24 protein-coding genes, 2 tRNA genes and 1 pseudogene are annotated in these 22145 nt (G+C 62.4%); 11 read left to right on the forward strand and 16 right to left on the reverse strand.

The window, feature by feature from the left end; genetic code table 11:
- Nucleotides 1–49: 49 nt before the first annotated feature.
- The 3 genes from hemW to rph are packed head-to-tail and all read right to left on the reverse strand — an operon-like array spanning nucleotide 50 to nucleotide 2687.
- On the reverse strand, nucleotides 50–1279 hold the full coding sequence (gene hemW, locus G3N58_RS17345) for a radical SAM family heme chaperone HemW (RefSeq protein ID WP_205999721.1): 1230 nt from the start codon (nucleotides 1277–1279) through the stop codon (nucleotides 50–52).
- On the reverse strand, nucleotides 1276–1953 hold the full coding sequence (rdgB, locus tag G3N58_RS17350) for an RdgB/HAM1 family non-canonical purine NTP pyrophosphatase (RefSeq protein WP_205999722.1): 678 nt from the start codon (nucleotides 1951–1953) through the stop codon (nucleotides 1276–1278). Before rdgB ends, hemW begins: the two co-directional genes overlap by 4 nt.
- Nucleotides 1950–2687: a ribonuclease PH gene (gene rph, locus G3N58_RS17355; protein ID WP_167046513.1), complete on the reverse strand. Its 738-nt coding sequence runs from the start codon at nucleotides 2685–2687 to the stop codon at nucleotides 1950–1952. Before rph ends, rdgB begins: the two co-directional genes overlap by 4 nt.
- A 485-nt stretch (nucleotides 2688–3172) precedes the next feature.
- On the opposite strand from rph, the gene G3N58_RS17360 reads away from it, so the two are divergent.
- The 5 genes from G3N58_RS17360 (at nucleotide 3173) to G3N58_RS17380 (ending at nucleotide 8137) form a co-directional block, all read left to right on the forward strand.
- Nucleotides 3173–4096 (forward strand): YicC/YloC family endoribonuclease, encoded by a 924-nt coding sequence (locus tag G3N58_RS17360; protein WP_167046516.1) that lies wholly within the window; start codon nucleotides 3173–3175, stop codon nucleotides 4094–4096.
- A gap of 19 nt (nucleotides 4097–4115) precedes the next feature.
- A complete protein-coding gene (gene gmk, locus G3N58_RS17365) occupies nucleotides 4116–4799 on the forward strand; it encodes a guanylate kinase (protein ID WP_167046519.1) in 684 nt (227 codons plus the stop codon).
- A gap of 60 nt (nucleotides 4800–4859) precedes the next feature.
- A complete protein-coding gene (gene rpoZ, locus G3N58_RS17370; RefSeq protein ID WP_008921215.1) occupies nucleotides 4860–5063 on the forward strand; it encodes a DNA-directed RNA polymerase subunit omega in 204 nt (67 codons plus the stop codon).
- Between the two features lie 82 nt (nucleotides 5064–5145).
- Nucleotides 5146–7506 carry a bifunctional (p)ppGpp synthetase/guanosine-3',5'-bis(diphosphate) 3'-pyrophosphohydrolase gene (locus G3N58_RS17375; RefSeq protein ID WP_167281570.1) on the forward strand — a complete coding sequence of 787 codons (2361 nt, stop codon included), beginning with the start codon at nucleotides 5146–5148 and terminating at the stop codon, nucleotides 7504–7506.
- Between the two features lie 145 nt (nucleotides 7507–7651).
- The gene (locus tag G3N58_RS17380) at nucleotides 7652–8137 is read left to right on the forward strand and encodes a phage protein NinX family protein (RefSeq protein ID WP_167046840.1); all 486 of its coding nucleotides are present in this window, start codon (nucleotides 7652–7654) and stop codon (nucleotides 8135–8137) included.
- Nucleotides 8138–8273: 136 nt separating this feature from the next.
- Here the strand turns inward: G3N58_RS17380 and G3N58_RS17385 are convergent.
- Together G3N58_RS17385 and G3N58_RS17390 are read right to left on the reverse strand one after the other, a co-directional pair.
- Nucleotides 8274–8350: transfer RNA gene (locus tag G3N58_RS17385), tRNA-Arg, on the reverse strand.
- Between the two features lie 79 nt (nucleotides 8351–8429).
- Nucleotides 8430–8506: transfer RNA gene (locus G3N58_RS17390), tRNA-Arg, on the reverse strand.
- A gap of 127 nt (nucleotides 8507–8633) precedes the next feature.
- Between G3N58_RS17390 and greB the strand changes: the two genes are divergently transcribed.
- The gene (gene greB / locus G3N58_RS17395) at nucleotides 8634–9203 is read left to right on the forward strand and encodes a transcription elongation factor GreB (protein ID WP_167046524.1); all 570 of its coding nucleotides are present in this window, start codon (nucleotides 8634–8636) and stop codon (nucleotides 9201–9203) included.
- Between the two features lie 92 nt (nucleotides 9204–9295).
- On the opposite strand, the gene G3N58_RS17400 is transcribed toward greB, so the two are convergent.
- Nucleotides 9296–10444: a porin gene (locus G3N58_RS17400; RefSeq protein WP_167281568.1), complete on the reverse strand. Its 1149-nt coding sequence runs from the start codon at nucleotides 10442–10444 to the stop codon at nucleotides 9296–9298.
- A gap of 529 nt (nucleotides 10445–10973) precedes the next feature.
- Complete coding sequence (locus G3N58_RS17405) at nucleotides 10974–11222, reverse strand: hypothetical protein (protein WP_167046530.1); 249 nt, start codon at nucleotides 11220–11222, stop codon at nucleotides 10974–10976.
- Nucleotides 11223–11620: 398 nt separating this feature from the next.
- On the opposite strand from G3N58_RS17405, the gene G3N58_RS17410 reads away from it, so the two are divergent.
- Both G3N58_RS17410 and G3N58_RS17415 read left to right on the forward strand, forming a co-directional pair.
- Nucleotides 11621–11824 carry a cold-shock protein gene (locus G3N58_RS17410; protein WP_062128797.1) on the forward strand — a complete coding sequence of 68 codons (204 nt, stop codon included), beginning with the start codon at nucleotides 11621–11623 and terminating at the stop codon, nucleotides 11822–11824.
- A gap of 404 nt (nucleotides 11825–12228) precedes the next feature.
- Nucleotides 12229–13398 (forward strand): exonuclease domain-containing protein, encoded by a 1170-nt coding sequence (locus G3N58_RS17415; protein ID WP_205999723.1) that lies wholly within the window; start codon nucleotides 12229–12231, stop codon nucleotides 13396–13398.
- Between the two features lie 40 nt (nucleotides 13399–13438).
- Here G3N58_RS17415 and G3N58_RS17420 read toward each other — a convergent pair whose 3' ends face one another.
- From G3N58_RS17420 to G3N58_RS17430, 3 genes are all read right to left on the reverse strand, one after another.
- Complete coding sequence (locus G3N58_RS17420; RefSeq protein ID WP_167046536.1) at nucleotides 13439–14044, reverse strand: chorismate mutase; 606 nt, start codon at nucleotides 14042–14044, stop codon at nucleotides 13439–13441.
- Nucleotides 14045–14395: 351 nt separating this feature from the next.
- On the reverse strand, nucleotides 14396–14545 hold the full coding sequence (locus tag G3N58_RS17425) for a hypothetical protein (protein ID WP_167046539.1): 150 nt from the start codon (nucleotides 14543–14545) through the stop codon (nucleotides 14396–14398).
- A gap of 648 nt (nucleotides 14546–15193) precedes the next feature.
- On the reverse strand, nucleotides 15194–16066 hold the full coding sequence (locus tag G3N58_RS17430) for an alpha/beta hydrolase (RefSeq protein ID WP_205988392.1): 873 nt from the start codon (nucleotides 16064–16066) through the stop codon (nucleotides 15194–15196).
- A 47-nt stretch (nucleotides 16067–16113) separates the two neighbouring features.
- Here G3N58_RS17430 and G3N58_RS17435 point away from each other — a divergent pair, with 47 nt between their 5' ends.
- On the forward strand, nucleotides 16114–16419 hold the full coding sequence (locus G3N58_RS17435) for a hypothetical protein (protein WP_167281563.1): 306 nt from the start codon (nucleotides 16114–16116) through the stop codon (nucleotides 16417–16419).
- A gap of 31 nt (nucleotides 16420–16450) precedes the next feature.
- Here the strand turns inward: G3N58_RS17435 and G3N58_RS17440 are convergent, their stop codons facing one another.
- Together G3N58_RS17440 and G3N58_RS17445 are read right to left on the reverse strand one after the other, a co-directional pair.
- Entirely contained in the window at nucleotides 16451–17218 is a 768-nt protein-coding gene (locus G3N58_RS17440) for an SDR family oxidoreductase (RefSeq protein ID WP_167281561.1), read from the reverse strand.
- Between the two features lie 31 nt (nucleotides 17219–17249).
- Complete coding sequence (locus G3N58_RS17445; protein ID WP_205999724.1) at nucleotides 17250–17993, reverse strand: SDR family oxidoreductase; 744 nt, start codon at nucleotides 17991–17993, stop codon at nucleotides 17250–17252.
- Nucleotides 17994–18188: 195 nt separating this feature from the next.
- On the opposite strand from G3N58_RS17445, the gene G3N58_RS17450 reads away from it, so the two are divergent.
- Nucleotides 18189–19136 carry an AraC family transcriptional regulator gene (locus tag G3N58_RS17450; RefSeq protein ID WP_241017144.1) on the forward strand — a complete coding sequence of 316 codons (948 nt, stop codon included), beginning with the start codon at nucleotides 18189–18191 and terminating at the stop codon, nucleotides 19134–19136.
- A gap of 53 nt (nucleotides 19137–19189) precedes the next feature.
- A complete protein-coding gene (locus G3N58_RS17455) occupies nucleotides 19190–19780 on the forward strand; it encodes an HD domain-containing protein (protein WP_205999725.1) in 591 nt (196 codons plus the stop codon).
- 44 nt (nucleotides 19781–19824) lie between these two features.
- Here G3N58_RS17455 and G3N58_RS17460 read toward each other — a convergent pair whose 3' ends face one another.
- The 4 genes and pseudogenes from G3N58_RS17460 to G3N58_RS34200 form a co-directional block, all read right to left on the reverse strand.
- Nucleotides 19825–20601 (reverse strand): molybdopterin-binding protein, encoded by a 777-nt coding sequence (locus G3N58_RS17460; RefSeq protein ID WP_205999726.1) that lies wholly within the window; start codon nucleotides 20599–20601, stop codon nucleotides 19825–19827.
- On the reverse strand, nucleotides 20598–21464 hold the full coding sequence (locus G3N58_RS17465; protein ID WP_167046556.1) for a cytochrome b/b6 domain-containing protein: 867 nt from the start codon (nucleotides 21462–21464) through the stop codon (nucleotides 20598–20600). Before G3N58_RS17465 ends, G3N58_RS17460 begins: the two co-directional genes overlap by 4 nt.
- 56 nt (nucleotides 21465–21520) lie before the next feature.
- A complete protein-coding gene (locus tag G3N58_RS17470) occupies nucleotides 21521–22000 on the reverse strand; it encodes a hypothetical protein (protein WP_205999727.1) in 480 nt (159 codons plus the stop codon).
- Nucleotides 22001–22027: 27 nt separating this feature from the next.
- A pseudogene (locus G3N58_RS34200) lies at nucleotides 22028–22145 on the reverse strand (IS5/IS1182 family transposase); the annotation flags it as partial.

Raw genomic sequence — 22145 nt, forward strand, 5'->3', positions numbered from 1 at the left:
CCTGAAAATTGCCGGTCGCGGAGCCCGGTTGGGCCTCGGCTACCGCGAATTAACGCGCATCCTTCAGAAACAGCGCCTGCAAATCGTTCAGGAACGCCTGGCCGAGCGGTGTCGGCGCGATCTTTTCGTGATCGCGCGTGATGAGCTTGCGCCGCTCGGCTTCCTGCAACGCCGGCTCGATCGTGGTCATCGAAAGGCCGGTGCGCTCGGCGAAGCGATGCACCGGAAACCCCTCCACGAGCCGCAGCGCATTCAGCATGAATTCGAACGGCAGATCGCGCGGCCCGACCTCGTGCTCTTCCTGCACGGCCGCGCCGGCCTTCGCCTGCTCGATGAACGTCGCGGGATGCTTGTAGCGCGCCTGGCGCAGCACGCGATTCGGAAACGACAGCTTCGTATGCGCGCCCGCGCCGATGCCGAGATAGTCGCCAAAACGCCAATAGTTCAGGTTGTGCTTGCTTCGCCGATGCGGCTTCGCATACGCCGACACCTCGTAGCGCTCGTAGCCGGCCTCGGCCGTGCGTTGATGAATCCAGTCCTGCATGTCGGCCGACGCATCGTCGTCGGGCAACGCGGGCGGGAACTTCGCGAACAGCGTGTTCGGTTCGAGCGTGAGGTGGTACAGTGACAGATGCGGCGGCGCGAACGACAGCGCTGTTTCGACGTCGGCCTGGCATTCGGCGAGCGTCTGCTGCGGCAACGCGAACATCAGGTCGAGGTTGAAATTCTCGAATGTGGTCGCGGCGACTTCGACCGCATGGCGCGCCTGGGCCGCGTCGTGAATACGGCCGAGCGCTTTCAGATGCGCCTCGTTGAAACTCTGGATGCCCACCGAGAGCCGGTTCACGCCGCTCGCGCGAAACTGCGCGAACTTGTCGGCTTCGAACGTACCGGGGTTCGCTTCGAGCGTGATTTCTGCATCGGCGTCGAGCGGCAGCAGCGCGCGAATGTCCGACAGCATGCGCTCGAGTCCCGCCGCCGACAGCAGGCTCGGCGTGCCCCCGCCGATAAACACCGTATGCACCTGACGGCCCCACACGAGCGGCAGCGCCATTTCGAGATCGGCGCGCAGCGCGTCGAGGTAGTCGTGCTCCGGAAACGTCTCGCCTTTCCACTCGTGCGAATTGAAATCGCAATACGGGCACTTGCGCACGCACCACGGAAAATGCACGTAGAGCGCAAGCGGCGGCAGCGAGGTCAGCCGGATACTGCCCGGCGACGTGAACGCCTGGATGACGCCGTTGCCGACGTCGGCCGGCGTTGGCCTGATCGGAATCACGCTTCCTCCGACAGACGCGCGAGCAGTTGCCGCAACGCGATCGCGCGATGGCTGCTGGCGTTCTTCACCGCGGGTTCGAGTTCGGCGGCGCTCGCGTTCGGCGACGGCAGATAGAAGTACGGGTCGTAGCCGAAGCCGTGTTCGCCACGCGGCGCGTCGAGGATTTCGCCGTGCCAGCGGCCTTCGGCGATCAGCGGCTCGGGGTCGTCCGCGTGACGCACGAGCGCGAGCACGCAGTAGTAGTAACCGTGGCGATCGCTCGCGCCTCGCAATTCGTCGACCAGCCGTGCATTGTTCGCCGCGTCGCTTTTCTCGCCGCCGGCAAGCTGTGCGTAGCGTGCCGAATAGACGCCCGGCGCGCCGCGCAGCGCGCGCACGCAGAGGCCCGAGTCGTCGGCGAGCGCGGGCAGGCCGGTGAGCCTGGCCGCGTGGCGCGCCTTGGTCAGCGCGTTTTCGACGAAGGTCGGATGCGGCTCTTCCGCTTCCGACACGTTCAGCTCGCCTTGAGCGATCAGTTCGATGCCGGCCGCGCCGAGCAGCGCCGCGAATTCGCGCAGCTTGCCCGCGTTGTTCGAGGCGAGCACGACTTTTTTCAGCGGCATGTTCAATGGCGCGCCCGCCGGGTTGGTGCCGTTGGCGCTGGGCGTGCCGCCGTCCTTGCGCGCGTCGTTCACTGCTGCACTCCCAGCGCCTGCTTCTGCTTTGCGATCAGCGTGTCGATGCCGTCGCTCGCGAGATCGAGCAGCGCATTCATTTCATCGCGCGAGAACGGCACGCCTTCCGCGGTGCCCTGAACTTCGACGAAACCGCCCGAGCCCGTCATCACGACGTTCATGTCGGTGTCGCATTGCGAGTCCTCGTCGTAGTCGAGGTCGAGCACCGGCATGCCGTCGTACACGCCGACCGAGATCGCCGCGACGTAATCGCTGATCGGCGAGCTTTCGATGCGGCCCGTCGCGAGCAGTTTCGCGACCGCGTCATGCGCGGCGACGAACGCGCCCGTGATGCTCGCCGTGCGTGTGCCGCCGTCGGCCTGGATCACGTCGCAATCGATATGGATGGTGCGCGCGCCGAGCTTCTCGAGATCGAACACCGAGCGCAGCGCGCGGCCGATCAGGCGCTGGATTTCCTGGGTGCGGCCGGTCTGCTTGCCGCGCGCGGCTTCGCGGTCGCTGCGCGTATGCGTGGCGCGCGGCAGCATGCCGTATTCGGCGGTGAGCCAGCCCTGGCCGCGGTCGCGCAGAAACGGCGGCACGCTTTCGTTGACGCTCGCCGTGCAGATGACCTTGGTGTCGCCGAACTCGACCAGCACCGAGCCCTCGGCGTGCTTCGTGTAATGACGCGTGATGCGCACGTCGCGCAACTGGTTGGCCTGGCGGCCGCTGGGGCGGCGGGTGTCGTTGATCATGTCGGATAGGGTCGAAAGAGGTCGGAAGGAAGGCGGGGGAAAGGCGCAATTTTACCGCCGATCGGGTGGCGCGGCGACGCGGGCGAACGATGCGCGAGGCCACGTGCGGGGAGGCTCCTATGGCAACCGGAGCAAAAACCGATGCCGGGCAAACGCAGCTTCGCATGAGGAATGCGATTGCGGCGAGCGCAAGCGCGCCATGTTGCCGGCGGCATATCGTCCTGCTTTTCGACGAGCGTTCGCACCGAACGTTCGCATGCCGTTCGCACGCAACGACGTGCTGCCGCGCGTAACGGTTCGCAACCATGCCGTCGCTCCGATTGTCCTCCTGCGAGCGCATGCCGGCCCGCTTGCGCGCCCGCTTCGGGCGGGCGGCGCGAGCAAAAATGGGATAATGCCGGTTCCCCGCCTCGCGTCTCGTACACGCCGGGCGATCCGCTTCTCAGGCCGGCGTCGAACGCATGGCCGCAATCGCGAGAAATACGATGATCTACAGCATGACTGGCTATGCGAGCGCCACGCGCGAACTCGTGGCGGCCTCGGGTACTGGCGGCGTGAGCGTGTCGGTCGAACTGCGCACGGTGAACTCGCGCTTTCTCGATCTGAATTTCCGCATGCCGGAAGACGTGCGCGTCGTCGAACCGACGCTGCGCGAAATGCTGATGAACAAGCTGTCGCGCGGTAAGGTCGACATCCGCGTGAATCTGCAGCGCAGCGAGCAGTCGGCGAACGCGGGTGCGCTCAACCGCGACGCGCTCGAACAACTCGCGCTGCTCGAACGCACGGTGCTTTCGACGTTCCCTGAAGCCGGCCGTCTGCGCACCGGTGAAATTCTGCGCTGGCCGGGCGTGCTCGCCGAAAGCGGCATCGCGCCCGAGACACTGCGCGACGCGGTGCTCGCCTGCGGCAAGCAGGCCATCGCCGACCTGATCGACGTGCGCGCGCGCGAAGGCGCGCAACTCGCGAACATGCTGCTCGCCAACGTTACCGAAATGGAGGCGATCGTCGCGAAGATCACCCCGCTCGTGCCGGAGCTGATCACGCGGCATCAGCAGAAGATCGTCGAGCGTCTGCAGGAAGCACTCGGCATCGCCGCGCCCGACGCGGCCGCGACGATCGTCTCGCGCGAGGAGATCAACGAACGGATTCGCCAGGAAGTGACGATGTACGGCATCCGCATCGACATCGCCGAAGAACTGTCGCGCCTCACCGCGCACCTGAACGAAACGCGTCACGTGATCGAGAAGGGCGGCAAGGTCGGCAAGCGGCTCGACTTCATGATGCAGGAGCTGAACCGCGAAGCGAACACGCTCGGCTCGAAGGCGGCGGCCAAGGAACTCGCGGATTCGTCGATGACGCTGAAGCTCCTGATCGAGCAGATGCGCGAGCAGGTACAGAATCTCGAATAAGGCTGGAGCACCCCACATCATGACCGACCACCACCCACGCGAAAGCAGCGCGCCGCGCCATCCGTACGCCGGCGCTTATCCCGGCAATCTGTTCATGGTCGTCGCGCCGTCGGGCGCCGGCAAGTCGACGCTCGTGAATGCCTTGCTCGCGGGCGACGACGCGATCCGTCTGTCGATTTCGTACACGACGCGCCCGCCGCGTCCGAAGGAACAGGACGGCGAGCACTACCACTTCACGACCGTCGAAGATTTCATGCAGCGCCACGACGCGGGCGAGTTCCTCGAAAGCGCGGAAGTGCACGGCAACTACTACGGCACCTCGCGCGTGTGGATCGAGGAGCAGATGAAAAACGGCCATGACGTGCTGCTCGAAATCGACTGGCAGGGCGCGCAGCAGGTCAAGAAGCAGTTTCACAACGCGGTGGAAATTTTCATTCTGCCGCCGTCGCTCGAAGCGCTCGAGGAGCGTCTGAAAAAGCGCGGCCAGGACGAGCCGAACGTGATCACGCGACGCCTGCTCGCGGCCGGCGGCGAGATCGCGCACGCGGCCGAGGCGGAGTACGTCGTGATCAACGAGAACTTCGATCGCGCACTCGCCGAATTGCGCTGCCTCGTCGGCGCGACGCGCTCGCGCTTCGCCTCGCAGTACGCGCGTCACACGCAGCTTTTCATGCAGCTCGGCATCCATCTGCCGCACGCGTGAGCGCGGCGTCGTGTCGAGCACATAAGGTAGAATAAGCAACATACTGAGAAGGAACCCAACATGGCCCGCATTACCGTCGAAGACTGTCTCAAACAGATCCCGAATCGTTTCGAACTCGCGCTTGCCGCAACCTATCGCGCGCGTCAGCTCGCGCAAGGCCACACGCCGAAGATCGAAAGCCGCGACAAGCCCACCGTGCTCGCGCTGCGTGAAATCGCGTCGGGCCAGGTCGGCGTCGAAATGCTGAAGAAGGTGCCGGTTTAAGGCGCGCTGTTTTTCGTTGTTGATTGCCGTGTAATTTGAACGTGCAGACCTGCGTCCAACCCTGACCGCTACGGAGGCGACCATGAGTACCACCCCGCCCACCGCCACGGAAGTGGATCACGACGCCGACTCGCCCTCGTCTGCACGCAAGTACATCGACGCGGTCCTCGAACAGTCGTTCCGCCATCTGTTCGGGCCGACCGCCACGCCGGAGCAGCCGCGCCGGCATGACGTCGTTTCCATCGCCAGGCTGACGTCCGCCCTGTCCGGCTATCTGCAGCCGGAAGAGATCAAGGGCATCAAGGCGGCCTTCCATTTCAGCGACGAAGCCCACCTCGGCCAGTATCGCCAGAGCGGCGAGCCCTACATCACGCATCCGGTCGCCGTCGCGGAAATCTGCGCGGGCTGGAATCTCGACGCCCAGGCGATCATGGCGGCGCTGCTGCACGACGTGATGGAAGACCAGGGCGTGACCAAGGCGGAGCTCGCCGAGCGTTTCGGCGCGAAGGTCGCGGAACTGGTCGACGGGTTGTCCAAGCTGGACAAGATGGAGTTTCGCAATCGCGAGGAAGCGCAGGCGGAGAACTTCCGCAAGATGCTGCTCGCGATGGCGCGCGACGTGCGCGTGATTCTCGTCAAGCTGGCCGACCGCCTGCACAACATGCGCACGCTCGGTGCCGTGCCGCCGGAGAAGCGCCGCCGCGTGGCGCGCGAAACGCTCGACATTTACGCGCCGATCGCGCACCGGCTCGGCCTGAACAATACCTATCGCGAGCTGCAGGACCTGAGCTTCGCGAACTTCAACCCGCACCGTTACGCCACGCTCGAAAAAGCCGTCAAGGCGGCGCGCGGCAATCGGCGCGAGGTGGTCGGCAAGATTCTCGAATCGGTGCAGCGCGCGATCTCGGATGCGAAGATCGACGCCGAGGTCACCGGCCGCGAGAAAACCATCTTCAGCATCTACAAGAAGATGCGCGACAAGCAGTTGTCGTTCTCGCAGGTGCTCGACGTGTACGGTTTTCGCGTGGTCGTCGAGAGCGCGCTCGAATGCTATACCTGCATCGGCGCGCTGCACGCGCTCTTCAAGCCGGTGCCGGGCAAGTTCAAGGACTACATCGCGATCCCGAAGGTGAACGGCTATCAGTCGCTGCACACCACGCTCGTCGGCCCGTTCGGCGCGCCGATCGAGTTTCAGGTGCGCACGCGCAAGATGCACGAGATCGCCGAGGCGGGTGTCGCCGCGCACTGGCTCTACAAGAACGGCAGCGCCGATCTGAACGACGTGCAGAAGCGCGCGCACCAGTGGCTGAAGTCGCTGCTCGACATCCAGAGCGAGGCGGGCGACTCGAGCGAATTCCTCGAACACGTCAAGATCGATCTGTTCCCGGACGCGGTCTACGTGTTTACGCCGAAGTCGAAGATCATGGCGCTGCCGCGTGGCGCCACCGCGCTCGACTTCGCGTATTCGATTCACAGCGATCTCGGCAACCAGTGCGTCGCCGTGAAGATCAACAACGAGTTGCTGCCGCTGCGTACGGAGTTGAAGAGCGGCGACATCGTCGAGGTCATCACAGCGCCGTATTCGAAGCCGAATCCGGCGTGGCTCGGTTTTGTGCGCAGCGGCAAAGCGCGCTCGGCGATCCGTCATTATCTGAAGACGATGCGCCTGAACGAGTCCGTGCAGCTCGGCGAACGTCTCGTCGATCAGGCGCTGAAGGGCTACGGGCTCGCGCTGTCGGACGTGACGCCGGAAGCATGGGAAAAGCTCGTGCAGTGGACGGGCAACAAGAACCGCCAGGAAATTTTCGCGGACATCGGTCTCGGCCGGCGTGTCGCGGCGGTCATGGCCAAGCGCATCGAAGTGCTGATGAGCGGGCGCGACGCCGACGACGACGGCTCGCGTTCCGAGTCCGGCTCGGCGCCGCATGCGCCGCCGGTCGTGATTACGGGCACCGAGGGGATGTCGGTGCAATTGTCCGCGTGCTGCCGGCCGATTCCGGGTGACGACATCATGGGCTATATCGGCATCGGCCTCGGCATGGCGATCCACACGACCGACTGCCGCGTCGCGCAGCGTATCCACCGGCGCGATCCGGGCCGCTGGATCGACGTCGCATGGGCGCCGCAGCCGGGGCGTCTGTTCGACGTCGCCGTGAAGGTGCTGGTCAAGAACACGAAGGGCGTGTTTGCCCGCGTGGCGGCCGATATCACGTCGGCGGACGCGAACATCGTGCATATCGCGATGGACGAGGATTTGTCGCAGGAATCTACGATTCTGCGCTTCGTGATCCAGGTTAGCGATCGTGTCCATCTCGCCAACGTGATGCGCCGCGTGCGCACGAATCCGGACGTGATGCGCATCACGCGGGAGCGGCCGAGCGAGGAAGGGCACCATCGCCACGATGGCGGCATGCGGGTCGATCGCGAGCGCGCGGACTATTGAGTCGAGCGTATCGGCTTGGGTTCTGATTGCGCGGCAAGCTCGTTTTGACCGTGCTCTCGCCGTAGCTGGCCTGCGGTTCTTGCATTCCTCGTGCGGCATCCGGAGCGTGGCCTGAAGGCAAGTCTCACCGACTGGGGGAATGCTGATGAACGTAGCCGACCTCAATGGCGTGGCGCTCGATTATTGGGTGGCCCGCAGCCTGCACGACTTCGTGCGCGAAATTTACTTTACCGATAGCGGCGAGATCGTTGCGATTCGCGGCAATGACCGTGGTCGTCCGTGGGATGGCCGCTTTACGCCGTCCACGTCGTGGGAGACTGCCGTGGTCGTGCTCGAGCGTGCGCGGCGGCTGGACGTGCGCGAGCAGGGCGAGGCCGGTGCCGTATGCGTTGCGGAATTCCAGGGCGGGCATGGTGCTGCGCAAGGGCGGGGAGAGTCGTTGCGTACGGCGTTGTTGCGGGCGTTCGTCGCGAGCCATTTCGGCGTTACCGTGAGCGACGTGCTGCGCGAGACGCAGGCATTGACTGGTGCGCGGGCCGTGGCGATCAGCGAGCAGACGGTGGGTGGTTTTGTCGAGGATCTGCCGCGTCCGGATGGGCAGATTGGGGATATCCAGTCGTCGCCGCGATAAAACCGCCGACGACTATCGCCGCAACGGTATGCGTATGCGTGTCTTCCTGTAAGAACGCTTCGCGGCCGTCCGATAACGCACCCGATGGGCGCCAGGAAAAAACAAAGGGCCTTCCGACTGGAAGGCCCTTCATAGGTGGTGCGGCTGGCAGGATTCGAACCCACGACCCCTTGGTTCGTAGCCAAGTACTCTATCCAACTGAGCTACAGCCGCACGCAAAAACAGGTGATGCATTACAGCAATGAAACCGGTAAAACTTGAGGGCTTCCCAGAGGAAAGCCCTTGAATAAGGTGGCGCGGCTGGCAGGATTCGAACCCACGACCCCTTGGTTCGTAGCCAAGTACTCTATCCAACTGAGCTACAGCCGCACACAGAAACGAGATTATAGCCAATGGATTCCAAAAATGGAAGTCCATCACGGAGATTTGTGTCACAGGCCTGATCGTGTAACCATCTTGGGACGTTGTTGTAGCTTGCTGCTGTTACTGGATCACTATGAACAAGGCCTTTGTCAAAGAGTCGAGCGAAGACAGTGACGACGATCTCGACGTCGCTCAGCCCGATGTACCCGCGGGCACCAAAAACTACATGACGCCTGCCGGCTACCGGCGTATGCGTGATGAACTGCTGAATCTGATCGATGTCGAGCGACCGGACGTGGTCAAGCTCGTGTCGTGGGCGGCGTCGAATGGCGACCGCTCGGAGAATGGCGATTACATCTACGGCAAACGCCGTCTACGGGAAATCGACCGGCGCATCCGCTTTCTGACCAAGCGGCTCGATCTCGCTGAAGTGGTCGATAGCAGCAGGCAGGAGAATGTCGATCAGGTTTTCTTCGGCGCGACCGTCGAATATGCAACGGAAGATGGCGAGGACCATACCGTGACGATCGTCGGCATCGACGAGGTCGATCTGGACGTCGGCCACGTCAGCTGGATTTCGCCGATTGCGCGTGCGCTGCTCAAGGCGAAAGTCGGCGATACGGTCACGTTGTTCACACCGGCAGGCCCGCAGCCGATCGATATTCTCGACGTCAAATATCCGCCGCCCGATAACGGCGGCTAGGCAACGGCGGTTGAGCGCCCGGGCAGGGCGCAGCGCGAGCATAAAAAAGCGCCGCGAACGGCGCCTTTCTACTGCGAATACCTCAGCAGTTTTTAGAAGCGGTGACGCAGACCCGCCGTCACAGCGACTTGCTTGTTGTTGCCCGAAGCTGCGCCGAGGCCATTGATGTTGGCGTCGACGATCGAGCCTTCGTTCGCTGCCTGATAAACGCCCTGCAGGTACACGTCGGTACGCTTGGACAGCGCATAGGCGGTTTGCAGGTCGACCTGGTTCCAGTGCACGTGCGTGCTGGACAGGTTTGCACGCGTGTACGTGTACGCAGCCGCGAGGCTCAGTGCCGGCGTCAGAGCGTAACGGGCATTGGCTTCGATGTTCTGGAACTGGGCGCTGTTGGTCGGGAGGCCAACGCCGCCCGAGATACCCGATGCGCTCTGGCTGATGCCGGCGAGACCTTGCAGGTTCGTCTGCGAGTACACGAGGCCGACCGTTGCCGGGCCGAACGCGTAGTTGGCACCTGCGCCCCACGTTTGCTGACGAGCCGCGAAGAACGTGTTGTCGCCCGATACCGCGCCACCCGAGTTGAACGCCGCCGCCGCGCTGTTCGCGCCGTTGCTGTTCAGTTGCAGGTAAGCGGCCGCGACGTTCAGGCCGCCCCAGTTGTACGACGCGCCCGCGCTGTAGGCGCGGTTGTTCGAGAAGCCGTCAGCCTGGTTCGAGAAGCCGTACAACGCGCCGAACTTGAAACCGCCGTAGTTCGCGCTCTGGAACTTGATCGAGTTGTTGATCCGGAACGAGTTGTTCAGGTTGTCGTTGTCGAACGGGTGCGCGAACTGCGTGCCACCGTATTGCGTGCCGGTCAGCGCCAGCGGGGCGACGTAGTCGACCATGCTGTCATATTGACGGCCGAGGGTGACGGCGCCGAACTGGTCGCTCGACAGACCCACGAAAGCCTGACGGCCGAAAATGCGGCTGTTCTGCTTGAGCGTGCCGTCATTGATGCCGAAGCCGTTTTCCAACGTGAAGATAGCCTTCAGGCCGCCGCCGAGGTCTTCGGCGCCACGCAGGCCGAAGCGGCTGCCGTTGACCGAGCCGCTCGTCATTTGCCAGTTGCTGTGGCCGTGCTGGTTGTTCGTGAAGGTGATGCCGGCGTCGATCAGGCCGTACAGGGTGACGCTGCTCTGGGCATGCGCTGCGGTTGCGAAAACGCCCGTGAGGGCGGCGACCATGAGTGTCTTCTTCATTGATATAACTCCAAGAGCGAGAGAGGTTTGAACCCTGGCTTGGGAGACCTTCACGCGGCGCTGCGAGAAGCGGAATTCGCGTGAGAAGCGCGTCGATCAGATTCTTCGCGCCGGTTTCCGATTAGGCAGAGTGTAGAGAGACACTTCCGGAAGTGGGCATTCCGATTTGCGCAATAAAGTATTACGCAGCCGGAAACGATGTATGAATGCCGCTTGGGCCTTATAGGTAAAGGCTTTGCGCCATATTGAGATAGCCCGGAAGGAGAATGGCGAGAATTGCGTTGTTGATCCGCGACACAAATCGATGCAAAAAAGCAACGAAAAGAAACACGAAAAACGATTGTTGTTATTGCGGCAATAGATGGTTGTTAATAGTGCGAATAAACGAAATCGCGTATGGCCGCTATACTGAAAGTTCTGCTTTCCGAAGCAGACTTTTTCGTTGACGAAAAAGATCTCCAAACCTTTGTCGGCGCGACTTCCCAGTCGCGCTTTTTTTTATCTGCGGACTCTATATTCGCGGGTCAGCCTAGTGCGCCGGCGCCGTGCCGTCGGCCTCGTTCCAGTCGGCCGCGGTCGCCACGCTCCAGTCTTCGATCACGTAACGGCGTGCGTCCATCGGCGAGGACAGCAGGTTTTGCCAGTGATCCCCGTGCCACATCGGATCGAAATCGAAAGCGCTGGGGGTGTCCGCAACCCGGGCGGGCTGGTCGGAAACCACCTTTGTGCGCGAGTGAGCAAGCCAGGTGAAAAGACGGCGAATTTCATTGAAGAGCATGGCAACCTCCCGATGCGCATCGCTACCCTTGCTTGGCATCATGCGATTACGAATGCACTGCAGCAAGTCGGACAAACACTTACCGAAACCAGGGTTTCGTTACATTTAATTGACGTGACACCGCAATTTTTGCCGTTGCTTGATGTGGATTAAATCTTGCCCGGTAAGATTGGCGGAATATTTTTATTTTGATGCGGATTGTGTATTTATCTCGTAATGAGCTAAACGCATACGAAAAGTTTACTTGACGACGATTCCTGGTTCCCCGTATAACGGCAAGGCTGCATTTCATTGGGCGATACTGTATTTCAATAGTCAGCTATTAGCGCCGATGAATTCGGGATTGGAACAATTCGGGGCAATGCCCGATTTTGATAAATCATAGAGGAAAGCGGAAAATGGAAACTGGTGTCGTCAAATGGTTCAACGATGCTAAGGGTTTTGGTTTTATCACTTCGGATACGGGCGGCGAGGACCTCTTTGCGCACTTTTCGGAGATTCGTAGCGAAGGCTTCAAGTCGCTGAAGGAAAACCAGCGCGTGTCCTTCGAGGTCAAGACGAGCCCGAAGGGCAAGCAGGCGGCCAATATCCAGCCGCTGTAGGATTTGCGTCGCGCCGGGACCTGGGTTCCGGCCGTATCAGGAGAGAACCCTCGCCGAAGTGCGGGGGTTTTTATTTTTCGGACAGATTTAAAGGGTGGCCACTTATTTGTGTAACCGCATGGTTCAAAAATACGGCTCCCGGGCTATAACGGAGAAAATGCAATTCGACTACTCTTGAATAGTCCCGCTTTGACTGCCGCCTAATGGCTGCCTGACGGACTGCCACGGCGGATTATTCCGCCGCCGCTCAATGTCAGCAGCAAACTGCGCCTTCTTGCATAACGGCTTTTGCTCCCCGGTTTCGCGGGCGTCGCGCGATGCCACCTGAATGCATAACGCCTGGCTGGTGCATAACTGGTGCATACTTGCCGCAAAGTCACGCGTCTAAAGCCTTCTTTTCCTCCATGTCTGAACAGTTTTCGCCGCAACCGGCCCTGGATGTACCAATTGTCTTCGTCGATCTTGAAACGACGGGCGGCTCGACGAGCGAGCACCGTATCACCGAAGTCGGCGTCGTCGAGGTGGGGCCCGCCGGCGTATCGCGCTGGAGCAGTCTGATCGACCCGCAGCAGCCGATTCCCTCGTTTATCCAGCAACTCACCGGTATCACGAATGAAATGGTGCGCGGCGCGCCGACCTTCGAGTCGATCGCCCCGGCGCTTTTCGAGCGCCTGAACGGCAAGCTGTTCGTCGCGCACAACGCGAGTTTCGATCGCGGATTTCTGCGCGGCGAGTTTCGTCGTGCGGGGCTCGCGTTCGATCCTGACGTCCTGTGCACGGTGCGGTTATCGCGTGCGCTGTTTCCCGCCGAAAAGCGCCATGGGCTCGATGCGCTCGTCGAGCGTCACGCGCTCGTGCCCGCCGATCGCCACCGCGCGCTCGCCGATGCCGATCTGATCTGGCAGTTCTGGCAGCGTCTGCCTGCACTCGTGCCGCCCGAGGTGCTGCGCGCGCAGATCGAGCGCACCACGCGGCGCTACCGGCTGGCCGGCGACATCACCGAAGACCTGCTCGATACCGCGCCGCCGGGCTGCGGCGTGTACGCGCTCTACGGCGAAGGCGATGCGCCGCTTTACGTCGGACGAAGCGTGCGCGTGCGTCAGCGGCTGCGCTCGCATCTGACGGGCGAGCGGCGCTCGTCGAAAGATATCCGGCTCGCGCAGCAGGTACGGCGGGTCGAATGGCGCGCGACCGGCGGCGAGCTGGGTGCGATGCTTGCCGAAGCCCAGTGGATCGCGACGCTGCGGCCGAGCCAGAATCGCCTGCCGCGCGTGACGAAGAGCGATCCCGCGGACGCGCCGTGGCCGTTTCCGGGCGCGATCGTTTTTGAGGAGCGCGAGGACGCGGCGCGCGCTTTTCATGTGGTCGACCGTTGGCGCTACCTCGGTCATGCGCCGTCGCTCGCGCTCGCCGCGCAATTGCATGCGTCGGCGAGCGCGGGGCCGTTCGAGCTGTCGACCTATCGCATCCTGCAGAGTCATCTTGCGCGCGGTCTGCGCGTGATGCCGCTCGGCGCATCGGGCGAGGCGCCCAGGTCGAACAGCGCGTCGAGCGCTGAGTCGAGCCTCGTCTGAACGAGGCTCGCGGGCATCCTGCCGAGTCGCGCTGCCGGGTTCAACCGGTTGCGCCGACGCCGCCAGTTTCGCACACGTGACCGAGCGCGCGCGTCAAGGCGCTCGAATGCGCAGAGTCGTAGCGGGTCAGTGATTTCCAGCTCGCCAGCGACCGCGCGACACGCGACGGACAATCTTCTGCCGTGCGCAACGGCTGCACGCGCGCCAGTCCGGCCATGAGCGATTGCGTCAGTTTGTCGAGCTGCGGCCGGGTGCTGGCGGCGAGATCGGGCGCGGGCCCCTGCGGCGGTTGTGTACTGCGCCACGTGGCAAAGAGCGCGTTCTGCACGTCCTTGCTCGCGTCGATCTGATCCTGGAAGAACGCGCGCGCAAACGCGGGGTCGACGTTCGCCGCGGCGGCGCGCTTCTCCACGTCGGCGAGCAAGGCGTTTTCGCGCGGCGTATCGGTGATCGCCTGATGATGGGCCCATTTCCAGCGCGCGACCGGTTCCGCGAGCGCGAGGCGTTGCGAAACCAGCGCAATCAGATTGGTGAGCGCGGTGTCGTCGCCATCGGCGAAGGCCGGAGCGGGCGCGAGGGCGAAGCTGGCGGTGAGTGCGAGGGCGGAGAGCGCGTATGACGCGCCGAAGCGATGCGGACGATTCATGTAGTGAACGAGGCCGGGTGGCCGCTGAGGAAAAATGAGAAGAATAAATGATGTCCGGCAGACGGCGCGTATTACGCGGCTGAAACTACGGCGCGACTGAAACTGCGAGCGGAGACTCAATGAAGTCGCACGCGGGGCATGCGCCCGAAGGTACGACAAACGCGGCATACAGAAAGAACGCGCATGCGTCCACGCACTCTGGCTGAGTGGCGCGGCATCGTTGTAATCAGGCGAACCGATTTACCGTCGCGACGCGAATGTCGGACGCAAAGTTATAACGATAATGAGGGCGCGTGCATTTAGCGCGTACCTGTTGCACGCGCGTCGATGTTGCACCGCATGATTGCACGATTACTTCGGATCGTACGACTTGCGTTGTTCGTCGAAAAAAGCGCGAACATGCTCAGGCAGTTCGGCACCCAGAAACTCGACGCCCACGGGTTCCGGATCCGGGTAAAAGACTTTATCCGGGGTCGGAATCTTCGGTGGCTTGGCATCCATGATCTTTCTCCTTTACAAACCGATTATCTGCCTCGGTCCCCGCATCGCACCAGCGTCCGATGCACGTCACCTGTTCTCTGTTGCTTTAACGGCACAAGCCAACACTTGAACAGAGGGTTTGAATAAAATTTATCGTCTGACTATCGCATCCGTTGCCGGTCTGCATTTTCCGGTGCGAAATCCGAATTAGCCGGCTCCTCCCCGTCATGCCCATCTGTACCGGGCCCTGCCTTCCCGTCCGCAGTCCGCGCAATTCGTGCGCCGCCTTAACGTTTTTATGTGAATCAATCATGACAATGTTTGTGCGGCGCCACATCGGCAAGATTTTCTGCCTGTAAGGCCGAGCGTTCGCTATTTACCCGTTGAACGATTTCCGGCCTGATTTTTTGTAAACGACAGATTCACTCGCCTCGTTGACGTTGCGCACGCCTTTTAATGATTTTCATGCGGGAATTAACCGTTGAAGGTTGGGTAACAAACCCATGACCGCACTTTTGTGCCAAAACATCCGCATTCGACGACAGAGCATTCCGGATGGTCCTAGCCGCACTTGCCTGAATTCAAAAAAACGATGGAACGCGTTGGAGAGCATGCGGAAGGTGACGCCCACTTGCTGGCGAACGGTGTGTCGATCGCCAGCAAGTGGGTTTATTGTTTATCGTCGTCCAGGAAGTTCAGGATGGCCTCGTTGAACGCCTCCGGAGCCTGAATAAACGCGAAGTGGCTGGCGTCAGGCAGGATCGTCAGGCGTGCATGCGGAATCGTTCTCGCCATATATTCCGTGTGGCTGCGCTTGATGGCTTCGTCATGATCGCCGTCCATCACGAGCACCTCGGACCTGATCGACCGGAGCTGGTCGTCCGTCCAGTTGGGCTGGGCCGCCCACATATTGCCGATCTGGGCGAGAAAATCCTGGTATTGGTTCGGTGTGGGGGACAGCTTCGCGTACTCCTTGCCGGTGCGATCGATGAACGCCGCGAAAGTCGGGTTCTTGTCGGCGTCCGGACGCGTGCCGTCGGTGTTGGTGTTGGCGCCGAACGCGACGATCTTGCCCACCCGATCCGGATGGCGCATGGCCATGTCGAGAGCCTGAATGGCGCCGTCGCTCCAGCCGACGATGTCGGCCTGCCTGATCCGGAGCTTGTCCATCAGCGCGATGACGTCGTCGGCCATCAGGTCATAGCTGTACGGCGTCGTATCGCGCGTGCTGCGGCCATGGCCGCGCGAATCGACCACGATGACGCGATGATTCACGCGTAGCGCTTTGACCTGAAGGGCCCACCAATCGGAATTTGCCAGGCCGCCATGAAGCAGAATGACCGGGCGGCCGTGTCCCACCTCCGCGTTGTAAAGCCTGATGCCACGAAGCTCGGTACGGGACGAGCGATCATAGTGCGGCGGCGTCGGCGTATGCGGCAGCGTCTGCCAGCGCTCGACGGCCAAAGCGGCATGGGTGGCGGCAAGCAGCGCAACGGCAGCCAGCGTGGACATCAACCCTTGCTTCCGGGAATGCGTTTTCATTTTCGGGTTCTTGTTTCTGAGTGTGGGTAGGGGCATGGGGAAAGTGCGTGACGGTTCGACAAATTGAAACGGCCATCGCCCAGGTGGAGGATCAACCGTTTTTTCCAGCATTCGCGTACCGGCGAAATCAGTCGATGAAAGCGGCGGCGTTGAGAGCGACTCGCCATGCGTCCAGATCGGCATTCCAATGCCAGCAGGCGCGCATGGTTTTCGTTGAAGGCCTCGCGCAGGCCGCCGGGCGTGCGCGGGGGCGCAGCCACGGCGTCGCCGTCGGCGAGCGTTTGGTGGGCGAGGGAGCGGCCGATGCCGCGTGCGGCTTCCGTGCTGAACCAGACCCTCGAATGGGTTGGTGAGTGCCTGTCCTGATACTCCCTGTGCATGGCGTTACGGGATGGCGACGCTCATGCCGCCGTCGGCCATGACGACCGAACCGACCATGTAGCTGGCGCGCTCCGATGCGAGGAAGGCCACGACTTCCGCGATCTCTTCGGGGCGGGCCGCGCGCCCGATCGGCGCTTTGCGGCCGTGCTCGGCCAGATAGGCCGGCCCGTCCGGCTGAATGGCATTGGTGATGTTGGTGATGGCATCGCCGGAGCCGACCGCATTGACGCGGATGCCGTGGCCGATGGCTTCCAGTGCGAGCGTGCGCGTGAGCTGCGCCAGCGCGCCCTTGGACGCCGCATAGGCGGCAATGTTGGGGAACGACTGGTAGCAGGCATAGGAGCCGATATTGACGATGGCTCCGGACCCGGCTGCCATCATCGGCCGCATGGCTTCGCGGGAGAACAGGAACGCGCCGGTGGCGTTGACCGCCAGTATCTGGTTCCAGTCCTCGAGGCGCATCTCGACCACCGGCTTGCTGGTGATGATCCCGGCGTTGTTGACGAGAATGTCCAGCCGGCCGAACTGCTCCAGGGCCGCTTGCACGGCCAGCGTGGCGCTGGCTTCCTGCGCGATGTCCGCGACCAGCGGCGCGATGCCGTCGCGCGCGAGGGCATTGACGTTCTCGCTCAGGTCCACGGCGACCACGCGCGCGCCCTGGCGATGCAGCAGCTCGACCGTGGCGAGACCGATACCGCTGGCTGCGCCGGTGACGATGGCGACGCGTCCGGCAAACGGCGCGTCGTGAGAGGATGAAGTGACGTAAGACATAGGGATTCCTTAAGAGAATGATTGCGTGGGATCAATACGGGCTTGCAGTGGGCCGCACGATGATTTCGCTGACGTCCACGCCGTCCGGCTGCGCGATCGCATAACCGATGGCTTGCGCCACGGCCTGCGGCGGCAGGGCAATGCGGCGAAACTCGCGCATGGCCGAGCGTGCCGTTTCGTCGGTGATGTGATCGGCCAGCTCCGACTCGACAACGCCGGGGCTGACGACGGTCACGCGAAGCGAATCCGTCTCCTGGCGCAGCCCGTCGGAGAGGGCGCGTACCGCGTATTTGCTGGCGCAGTAGACGGCGGCGGTCGGCGTGACCGCATGCGCGCCGATCGAGGCAACGTTGACGATGTGGCCGTGCCCCTGCGCCTGCATCACGGGCAGGACGGCGGCGATGCCGTTCAATACGCCACGCACGTTGACGTCGAGCGTACGGTTCCATTCGTCGACCTTCAGCGCGGCCAGCGGCGACAGCGGCATGACGCCCGCGTTGTTGATCAGCACGTCGATGCGGCCGTAGCGCTTGTGGGCGAACGCGGCGATCTGCTGAAGGTCTTCGAGCCGGGTGACGTCGAGCGCGATCGCATCCACACTGGCGCCCTGAGCGCGCAGTTCTTCCTGCAGGGCCGTGAGGCGGTCGATACGGCGCGCCCCGATGACCAGGTGGTGGCCCATCTGCGCCAGATGCCGGACCGTGGCCTCGCCAATGCCGCTGCTGGCGCCCGTCAACACGATGACCTTGCTTGTATTCGACGTAGTCGATTCCATCTTTTCTCCTTGTTGCCCAGTGCGAGCGAATAAAGCCGTGGCGGGGAATGAACAAGGTGAAATCGTAGAGAGGACGTGTCCCCCGGACTAGACGCAAGCCTATCGCGTCGTTGCCTATTCCTATTTCTCATCTATGAAAACCACTTCGTTGATGAAAAAATGTAGCTTATTCGTATTTGAGGAATAACTCGCTTCATGAGCAAGCCGCGTCCTGACACATCCCGGCAGGCCGAGATGGCCGCACTGATCCGGCAGCTCGCCCCGCAGGAAGGGCATACCCGTTCGCTGCTGGACGGCGTACGCCTGATGCGGGCGGATCGGCCGCTGGGGCGCACGCCGGTGCTGTATGAGCCGAGCATCGTGATCGTTTGCCAGGGCAGCAAGCGCGGCTATCTGGCCGATCAGCTCTATCGCTACGATGCCCAGCACTACCTGGTGCTCTCGGTGCCGCTGCCGTTTTCGACCGAAACCGATGCCAGCCCCAGGGAGCCCTTGCTCGCCGTCTCCGTACGGCTGGACATGACCGCCGTGGCCGATCTGGTCATCGAGGTGGAGCATCACGCCTGCGCGCCGGCCACCACGCCCGTCGGCATTATTTCCACGCCGCTGGACACCGCGCTGGCCGATACGACCGTGCGCCTGCTCAAGGCATTGACCTCGCCGATCGAAGCCCGCGTGTTGGGTCCGGCCATCGTGCGGGAACTGTGCTTTCGCGTTCTGATGGGTCCGCGCGGCGGAGCGATCAGGGCGGCGCTGGCCAGCCAGGGCAACTTCGGCCGGATCTCGCGCGCCCTGCGCCGTATCCATAGCGATTACGCCCAGGCGCTGGACGTCGGATCGCTGGCGCGCGAGGCGGACCTGAGCATCCCGGCCTTCCATGCCCACTTCAAGACCGTGACCGCCACCTCGCCGATCCAGTACATCAAGTCGGTGCGGCTGCATCAGGCACGGCTGCTGATGATCCGCGACGACCTCACCGCGGCGGCAGCGGCCATGCGCGTCGGCTACGAAAGCGCATCGCAGTTCAACCGCGAGTTCAAGCGGCTTTTTGGCCGCAGTCCCGGCGAGGAAGCGCGCGAAATGCGCTCGGCTTTCGCGCTGATGGCGCCCGCGCAACTCGACGCAATAGCGGCGACCCATTAGCCGTGCCCCATTAGCGCAACGGCACCGGGCCCACCGCTTCCCAAGGAGAAACGATGCAGACGAGCACGCTGGATAAACAACTGGCATTCCTGAAGGAAATCGATCGACTGAAGTCCGTCATACGGCAATCCCCATTGCTGGACCGCAGCAGGAAAGAGAATTCCGCCGAGCACTCCTGGCACCTCGCGATGTACGCGCTGATACTGAGCGAGCATGCTGGCGAGACCGTGGACGCGACTCGGGTCATCCAGATGCTTCTGCTGCATGACATCGTCGAGATCGACGTCGGCGATTTTCCGATCCATGGCGGCACGTCGCGCGAGTTGCAGGCCGAACAGGAGTCGAAGGCGGCGGTGCGATTGTTCGGGCTGCTGCCGCAGCCGCAAGGTAGCGAGCTTCTCGGCCTGTGGCAGGAATTCGAGCTTGCGCAGACCGCGGACGCGAAGTTCGCCAAAGTGCTTGATCGCTTCCAGCCCTTGCTCGTCAACCTCGCGACCGGCGGCGGCACCTGGACGGAGAACGACGTCTCGCTCGATCAGGTGCTCTCCCGCTATGGCCCGGTGATCGAAGCCGGGGCGCCCGATCTGTGGGCGGCATGCGAGCGATGGGTCATCGAGCATTTCCGGAACGGGCAAGCGGCGTAGTTCGTGATTCGCCATAGACTCGTCGTACGTTTGCGCGTACGGCGTCAAATTCCCGCGTACCAGTCGTAGCCCCGATCTTCCCAATAGCCCCCCCGGCCGCCCCACAAGGTATCGAATGCCGGGACGACTTCGATCCGCATCAGGTACTTCGCCTGCTTGTAGCCGAGTTGTCTTTCGACTCTCAGCCGCAGCGGCGCGCCATGCGCCACCGGCAGAGCCTTGCCGTTCATCGCATAGGCGAGAAGGGTTTGAGGGTGATAAGCATCGAGCAGATCGATGCTTTCGTAATAGCGGCCGCTGCCGTCGAACGTGACCTCCAGTTCGTCCGCGCAGTGGAATACGACATAGCGCGCACCGGACTTCAGGCGCGCGAGATCCAGTATTCGCCCGAGCGGCACGCCTTGCCATTGGCCAATTGCGCTCCACCCCTCGACACAATCGTGCCGGGTAATCTGCGTGCGCGATGGCAGACGCTTCAGTTCGTCGAGCGACAGGCTGAGCGGTTGCTGTACGAGCCCATCCACCTGCAATCGCCAGTCGGCGAAGCCGTTCTCGAGCAGCTGGTTGTACTCCTCGGAGTCGGGGGCTTGAGTGCCATTGGCGCGGAACACGGGCGACAAGTCGGCCACGCTGTATTCAGGAGCCAGCGATTGACGGCCGAGCAGCAAGCGCTGGCTCTCCATCGTCAGCTTCTCGCTATTGCGCAGCAAGGCGGCGAACCCGGTACTTTGCGTTGCTCGATCGCATCCGGCAAGCAGAACCGCGCCGGCACCGGATATCAAGCCTGCCAGCATGCGCCGCCGCGAAAACCCTGATTTCATCGTGCCTCTCCCGAGTGGTCGATCGCATAACGCCCGTCGATCATCGAACGCAAGTTGTTCCAGAAGCCGGACAGGACGACCATCAACACATGGACGACGACAAACAGCACGAGCAAGGACGCCGTGATGAAGTGCAACGTACGCGCCGAAGGGCGGCCGCCGAACAGGTCGGGCAGGAATGGAAAGACGGCGTCCATACCCGGCGACATCGTCAATCCGGTCAACACCATCAACGGCAGCAGCACGAGTGCCACGAGCAGATAGGTGATCTTTTGCAGGGCGTTGTAGCGTCGTGCCTCATCGCCTTTGGCGAAACGAAGGCGCGCGTGATCCAGTACTTCGCGCCACACATGCCGCGGTGCGAGCTGGTCTCGATCCGGCAATAGATCGCGGCGAATATGGCCACGCCAGAAGCCGTGCGCGAGATAGATCGCGCCATTGATAACCAGCAGCCATGCAAACAGAAAGTGCCAATTCCGGGCTGCGCCGAGATCGTAGTAAGAAGGAATCGTGAGCCAGGAAGGAAATGCTCGCGGCACGACTGCATTGCCTTCCTGGGAAACACCGAGAAGGCCTGTCGTCCCGATACTCAGCGAACCGATGCGCAAAAAACCGTGCAAACCGTCTGCCTGTTTCCGCGACCCGATGACAATGAATGCATGGTCGGTATCCGCGCCATATTTGCCCCAATACAGTCTGGGGTGCGCATTGAAGATTTGCAGCCCACTCATCAACATGACGGAAAGGCACAGCACATTGATCCAGTGCGTGATGCGCACTGTCGCTGAATGTCGCCGGATAAACCGGCGGCGCGTCGGGCGGGGAAGCGGTGCCCGCGCATGCGTTGAATCAGGGGTGTTCATTGAAAAGCCTCGTACCGGCTGGCGGATAACACCAGCCGGTCATGGTGGTCGCTACATTACATCGGCGGCACGACGCCGTTCTTGCCCACGATCAGTTGACCCGAGCTCAGCGTGCCGTTCGCCTCTTGCTGTGCGGGGATAAATACCGCCGTGCCGGGTTTCACGTCGTCGGGTGTGGCGGGCGCCAATGTCACGACAGGCGTACCGTTCGGAATGGAGATCTTCTTTTCCTGGCCGTGATAGTTGACGGTCACGATGCTGCCGTCCACCGACTTGACCGCGTCTCCCACGGTCGCGTTGGTCATCGTGCTATTGGGTTTCAGGTCCCAGCCATAACTGCCTTCTCCGGTCCCCTTCAATGCCGGCGGGAAAATCAGCACTTCCAGGGCGCCGTCGCCGCCTTCGGATTTGGGCAGCGATGCAATACCGACAAAATCGCCCGGCTTGATGTCGCCGATACGGGCTTTCACGACTGCCGATGCTCGCCAGCCGTCCTTGAGCTTCACCGTGAGCGCTTGGCCGTCGCGTGATTTCACCTGAAGCTGGTCGCCCGCTAGAGCGTGTTAGGCACTTTTGTTAAGGGCTGCAAAGTGGACAAGCATAAGCACGGCGAATATGACGAAGTGCAGGCTGGCTAGGGTTTCGGGCAATCGCTCGTAGTCTCTGGCCAGTCGCCGGAAA

The sequence above is a fragment of the Paraburkholderia sp. Ac-20342 genome, from assembly GCF_017104985.1.
Lineage (GTDB): Bacteria > Pseudomonadota > Gammaproteobacteria > Burkholderiales > Burkholderiaceae > Paraburkholderia.

What these genes read in the sequence shown, in the direction of transcription:
- rph (WP_167046513.1), bottom strand. Translation starts at nt 2,687, where the DNA reads ATGATCAACGACACCCGCCGCCCCAGCGGCCGCCAGGCCAACCAGTTG.
- G3N58_RS17360 (WP_167046516.1), top strand. Translation starts at nt 3,173, where the DNA reads ATGATCTACAGCATGACTGGCTATGCGAGCGCCACGCGCGAACTCGTG.
- gmk (WP_167046519.1), top strand. Translation starts at nt 4,116, where the DNA reads ATGACCGACCACCACCCACGCGAAAGCAGCGCGCCGCGCCATCCGTAC.
- rpoZ (WP_008921215.1), top strand. Translation starts at nt 4,860, where the DNA reads ATGGCCCGCATTACCGTCGAAGACTGTCTCAAACAGATCCCGAATCGT.
- G3N58_RS17375 (WP_167281570.1), top strand. Translation starts at nt 5,146, where the DNA reads ATGAGTACCACCCCGCCCACCGCCACGGAAGTGGATCACGACGCCGAC.
- G3N58_RS17380 (WP_167046840.1), top strand. Translation starts at nt 7,652, where the DNA reads ATGAACGTAGCCGACCTCAATGGCGTGGCGCTCGATTATTGGGTGGCC.
- greB (WP_167046524.1), top strand. Translation starts at nt 8,634, where the DNA reads ATGAACAAGGCCTTTGTCAAAGAGTCGAGCGAAGACAGTGACGACGAT.
- G3N58_RS17400 (WP_167281568.1), bottom strand. Translation starts at nt 10,444, where the DNA reads ATGAAGAAGACACTCATGGTCGCCGCCCTCACGGGCGTTTTCGCAACC.
- G3N58_RS17405 (WP_167046530.1), bottom strand. Translation starts at nt 11,222, where the DNA reads ATGCTCTTCAATGAAATTCGCCGTCTTTTCACCTGGCTTGCTCACTCG.
- G3N58_RS17410 (WP_062128797.1), top strand. Translation starts at nt 11,621, where the DNA reads ATGGAAACTGGTGTCGTCAAATGGTTCAACGATGCTAAGGGTTTTGGT.
- G3N58_RS17415 (WP_205999723.1), top strand. Translation starts at nt 12,229, where the DNA reads ATGTCTGAACAGTTTTCGCCGCAACCGGCCCTGGATGTACCAATTGTC.
- G3N58_RS17420 (WP_167046536.1), bottom strand. Translation starts at nt 14,044, where the DNA reads ATGAATCGTCCGCATCGCTTCGGCGCGTCATACGCGCTCTCCGCCCTC.
- G3N58_RS17425 (WP_167046539.1), bottom strand. Translation starts at nt 14,545, where the DNA reads ATGGATGCCAAGCCACCGAAGATTCCGACCCCGGATAAAGTCTTTTAC.
- G3N58_RS17430 (WP_205988392.1), bottom strand. Translation starts at nt 16,066, where the DNA reads ATGAAAACGCATTCCCGGAAGCAAGGGTTGATGTCCACGCTGGCTGCC.
- G3N58_RS17440 (WP_167281561.1), bottom strand. Translation starts at nt 17,218, where the DNA reads ATGTCTTACGTCACTTCATCCTCTCACGACGCGCCGTTTGCCGGACGC.
- G3N58_RS17445 (WP_205999724.1), bottom strand. Translation starts at nt 17,993, where the DNA reads ATGGAATCGACTACGTCGAATACAAGCAAGGTCATCGTGTTGACGGGC.
- G3N58_RS17450 (WP_241017144.1), top strand. Translation starts at nt 18,189, where the DNA reads ATGAGCAAGCCGCGTCCTGACACATCCCGGCAGGCCGAGATGGCCGCA.
- G3N58_RS17455 (WP_205999725.1), top strand. Translation starts at nt 19,190, where the DNA reads ATGCAGACGAGCACGCTGGATAAACAACTGGCATTCCTGAAGGAAATC.
- G3N58_RS17460 (WP_205999726.1), bottom strand. Translation starts at nt 20,601, where the DNA reads ATGAAATCAGGGTTTTCGCGGCGGCGCATGCTGGCAGGCTTGATATCC.
- G3N58_RS17465 (WP_167046556.1), bottom strand. Translation starts at nt 21,464, where the DNA reads ATGAACACCCCTGATTCAACGCATGCGCGGGCACCGCTTCCCCGCCCG.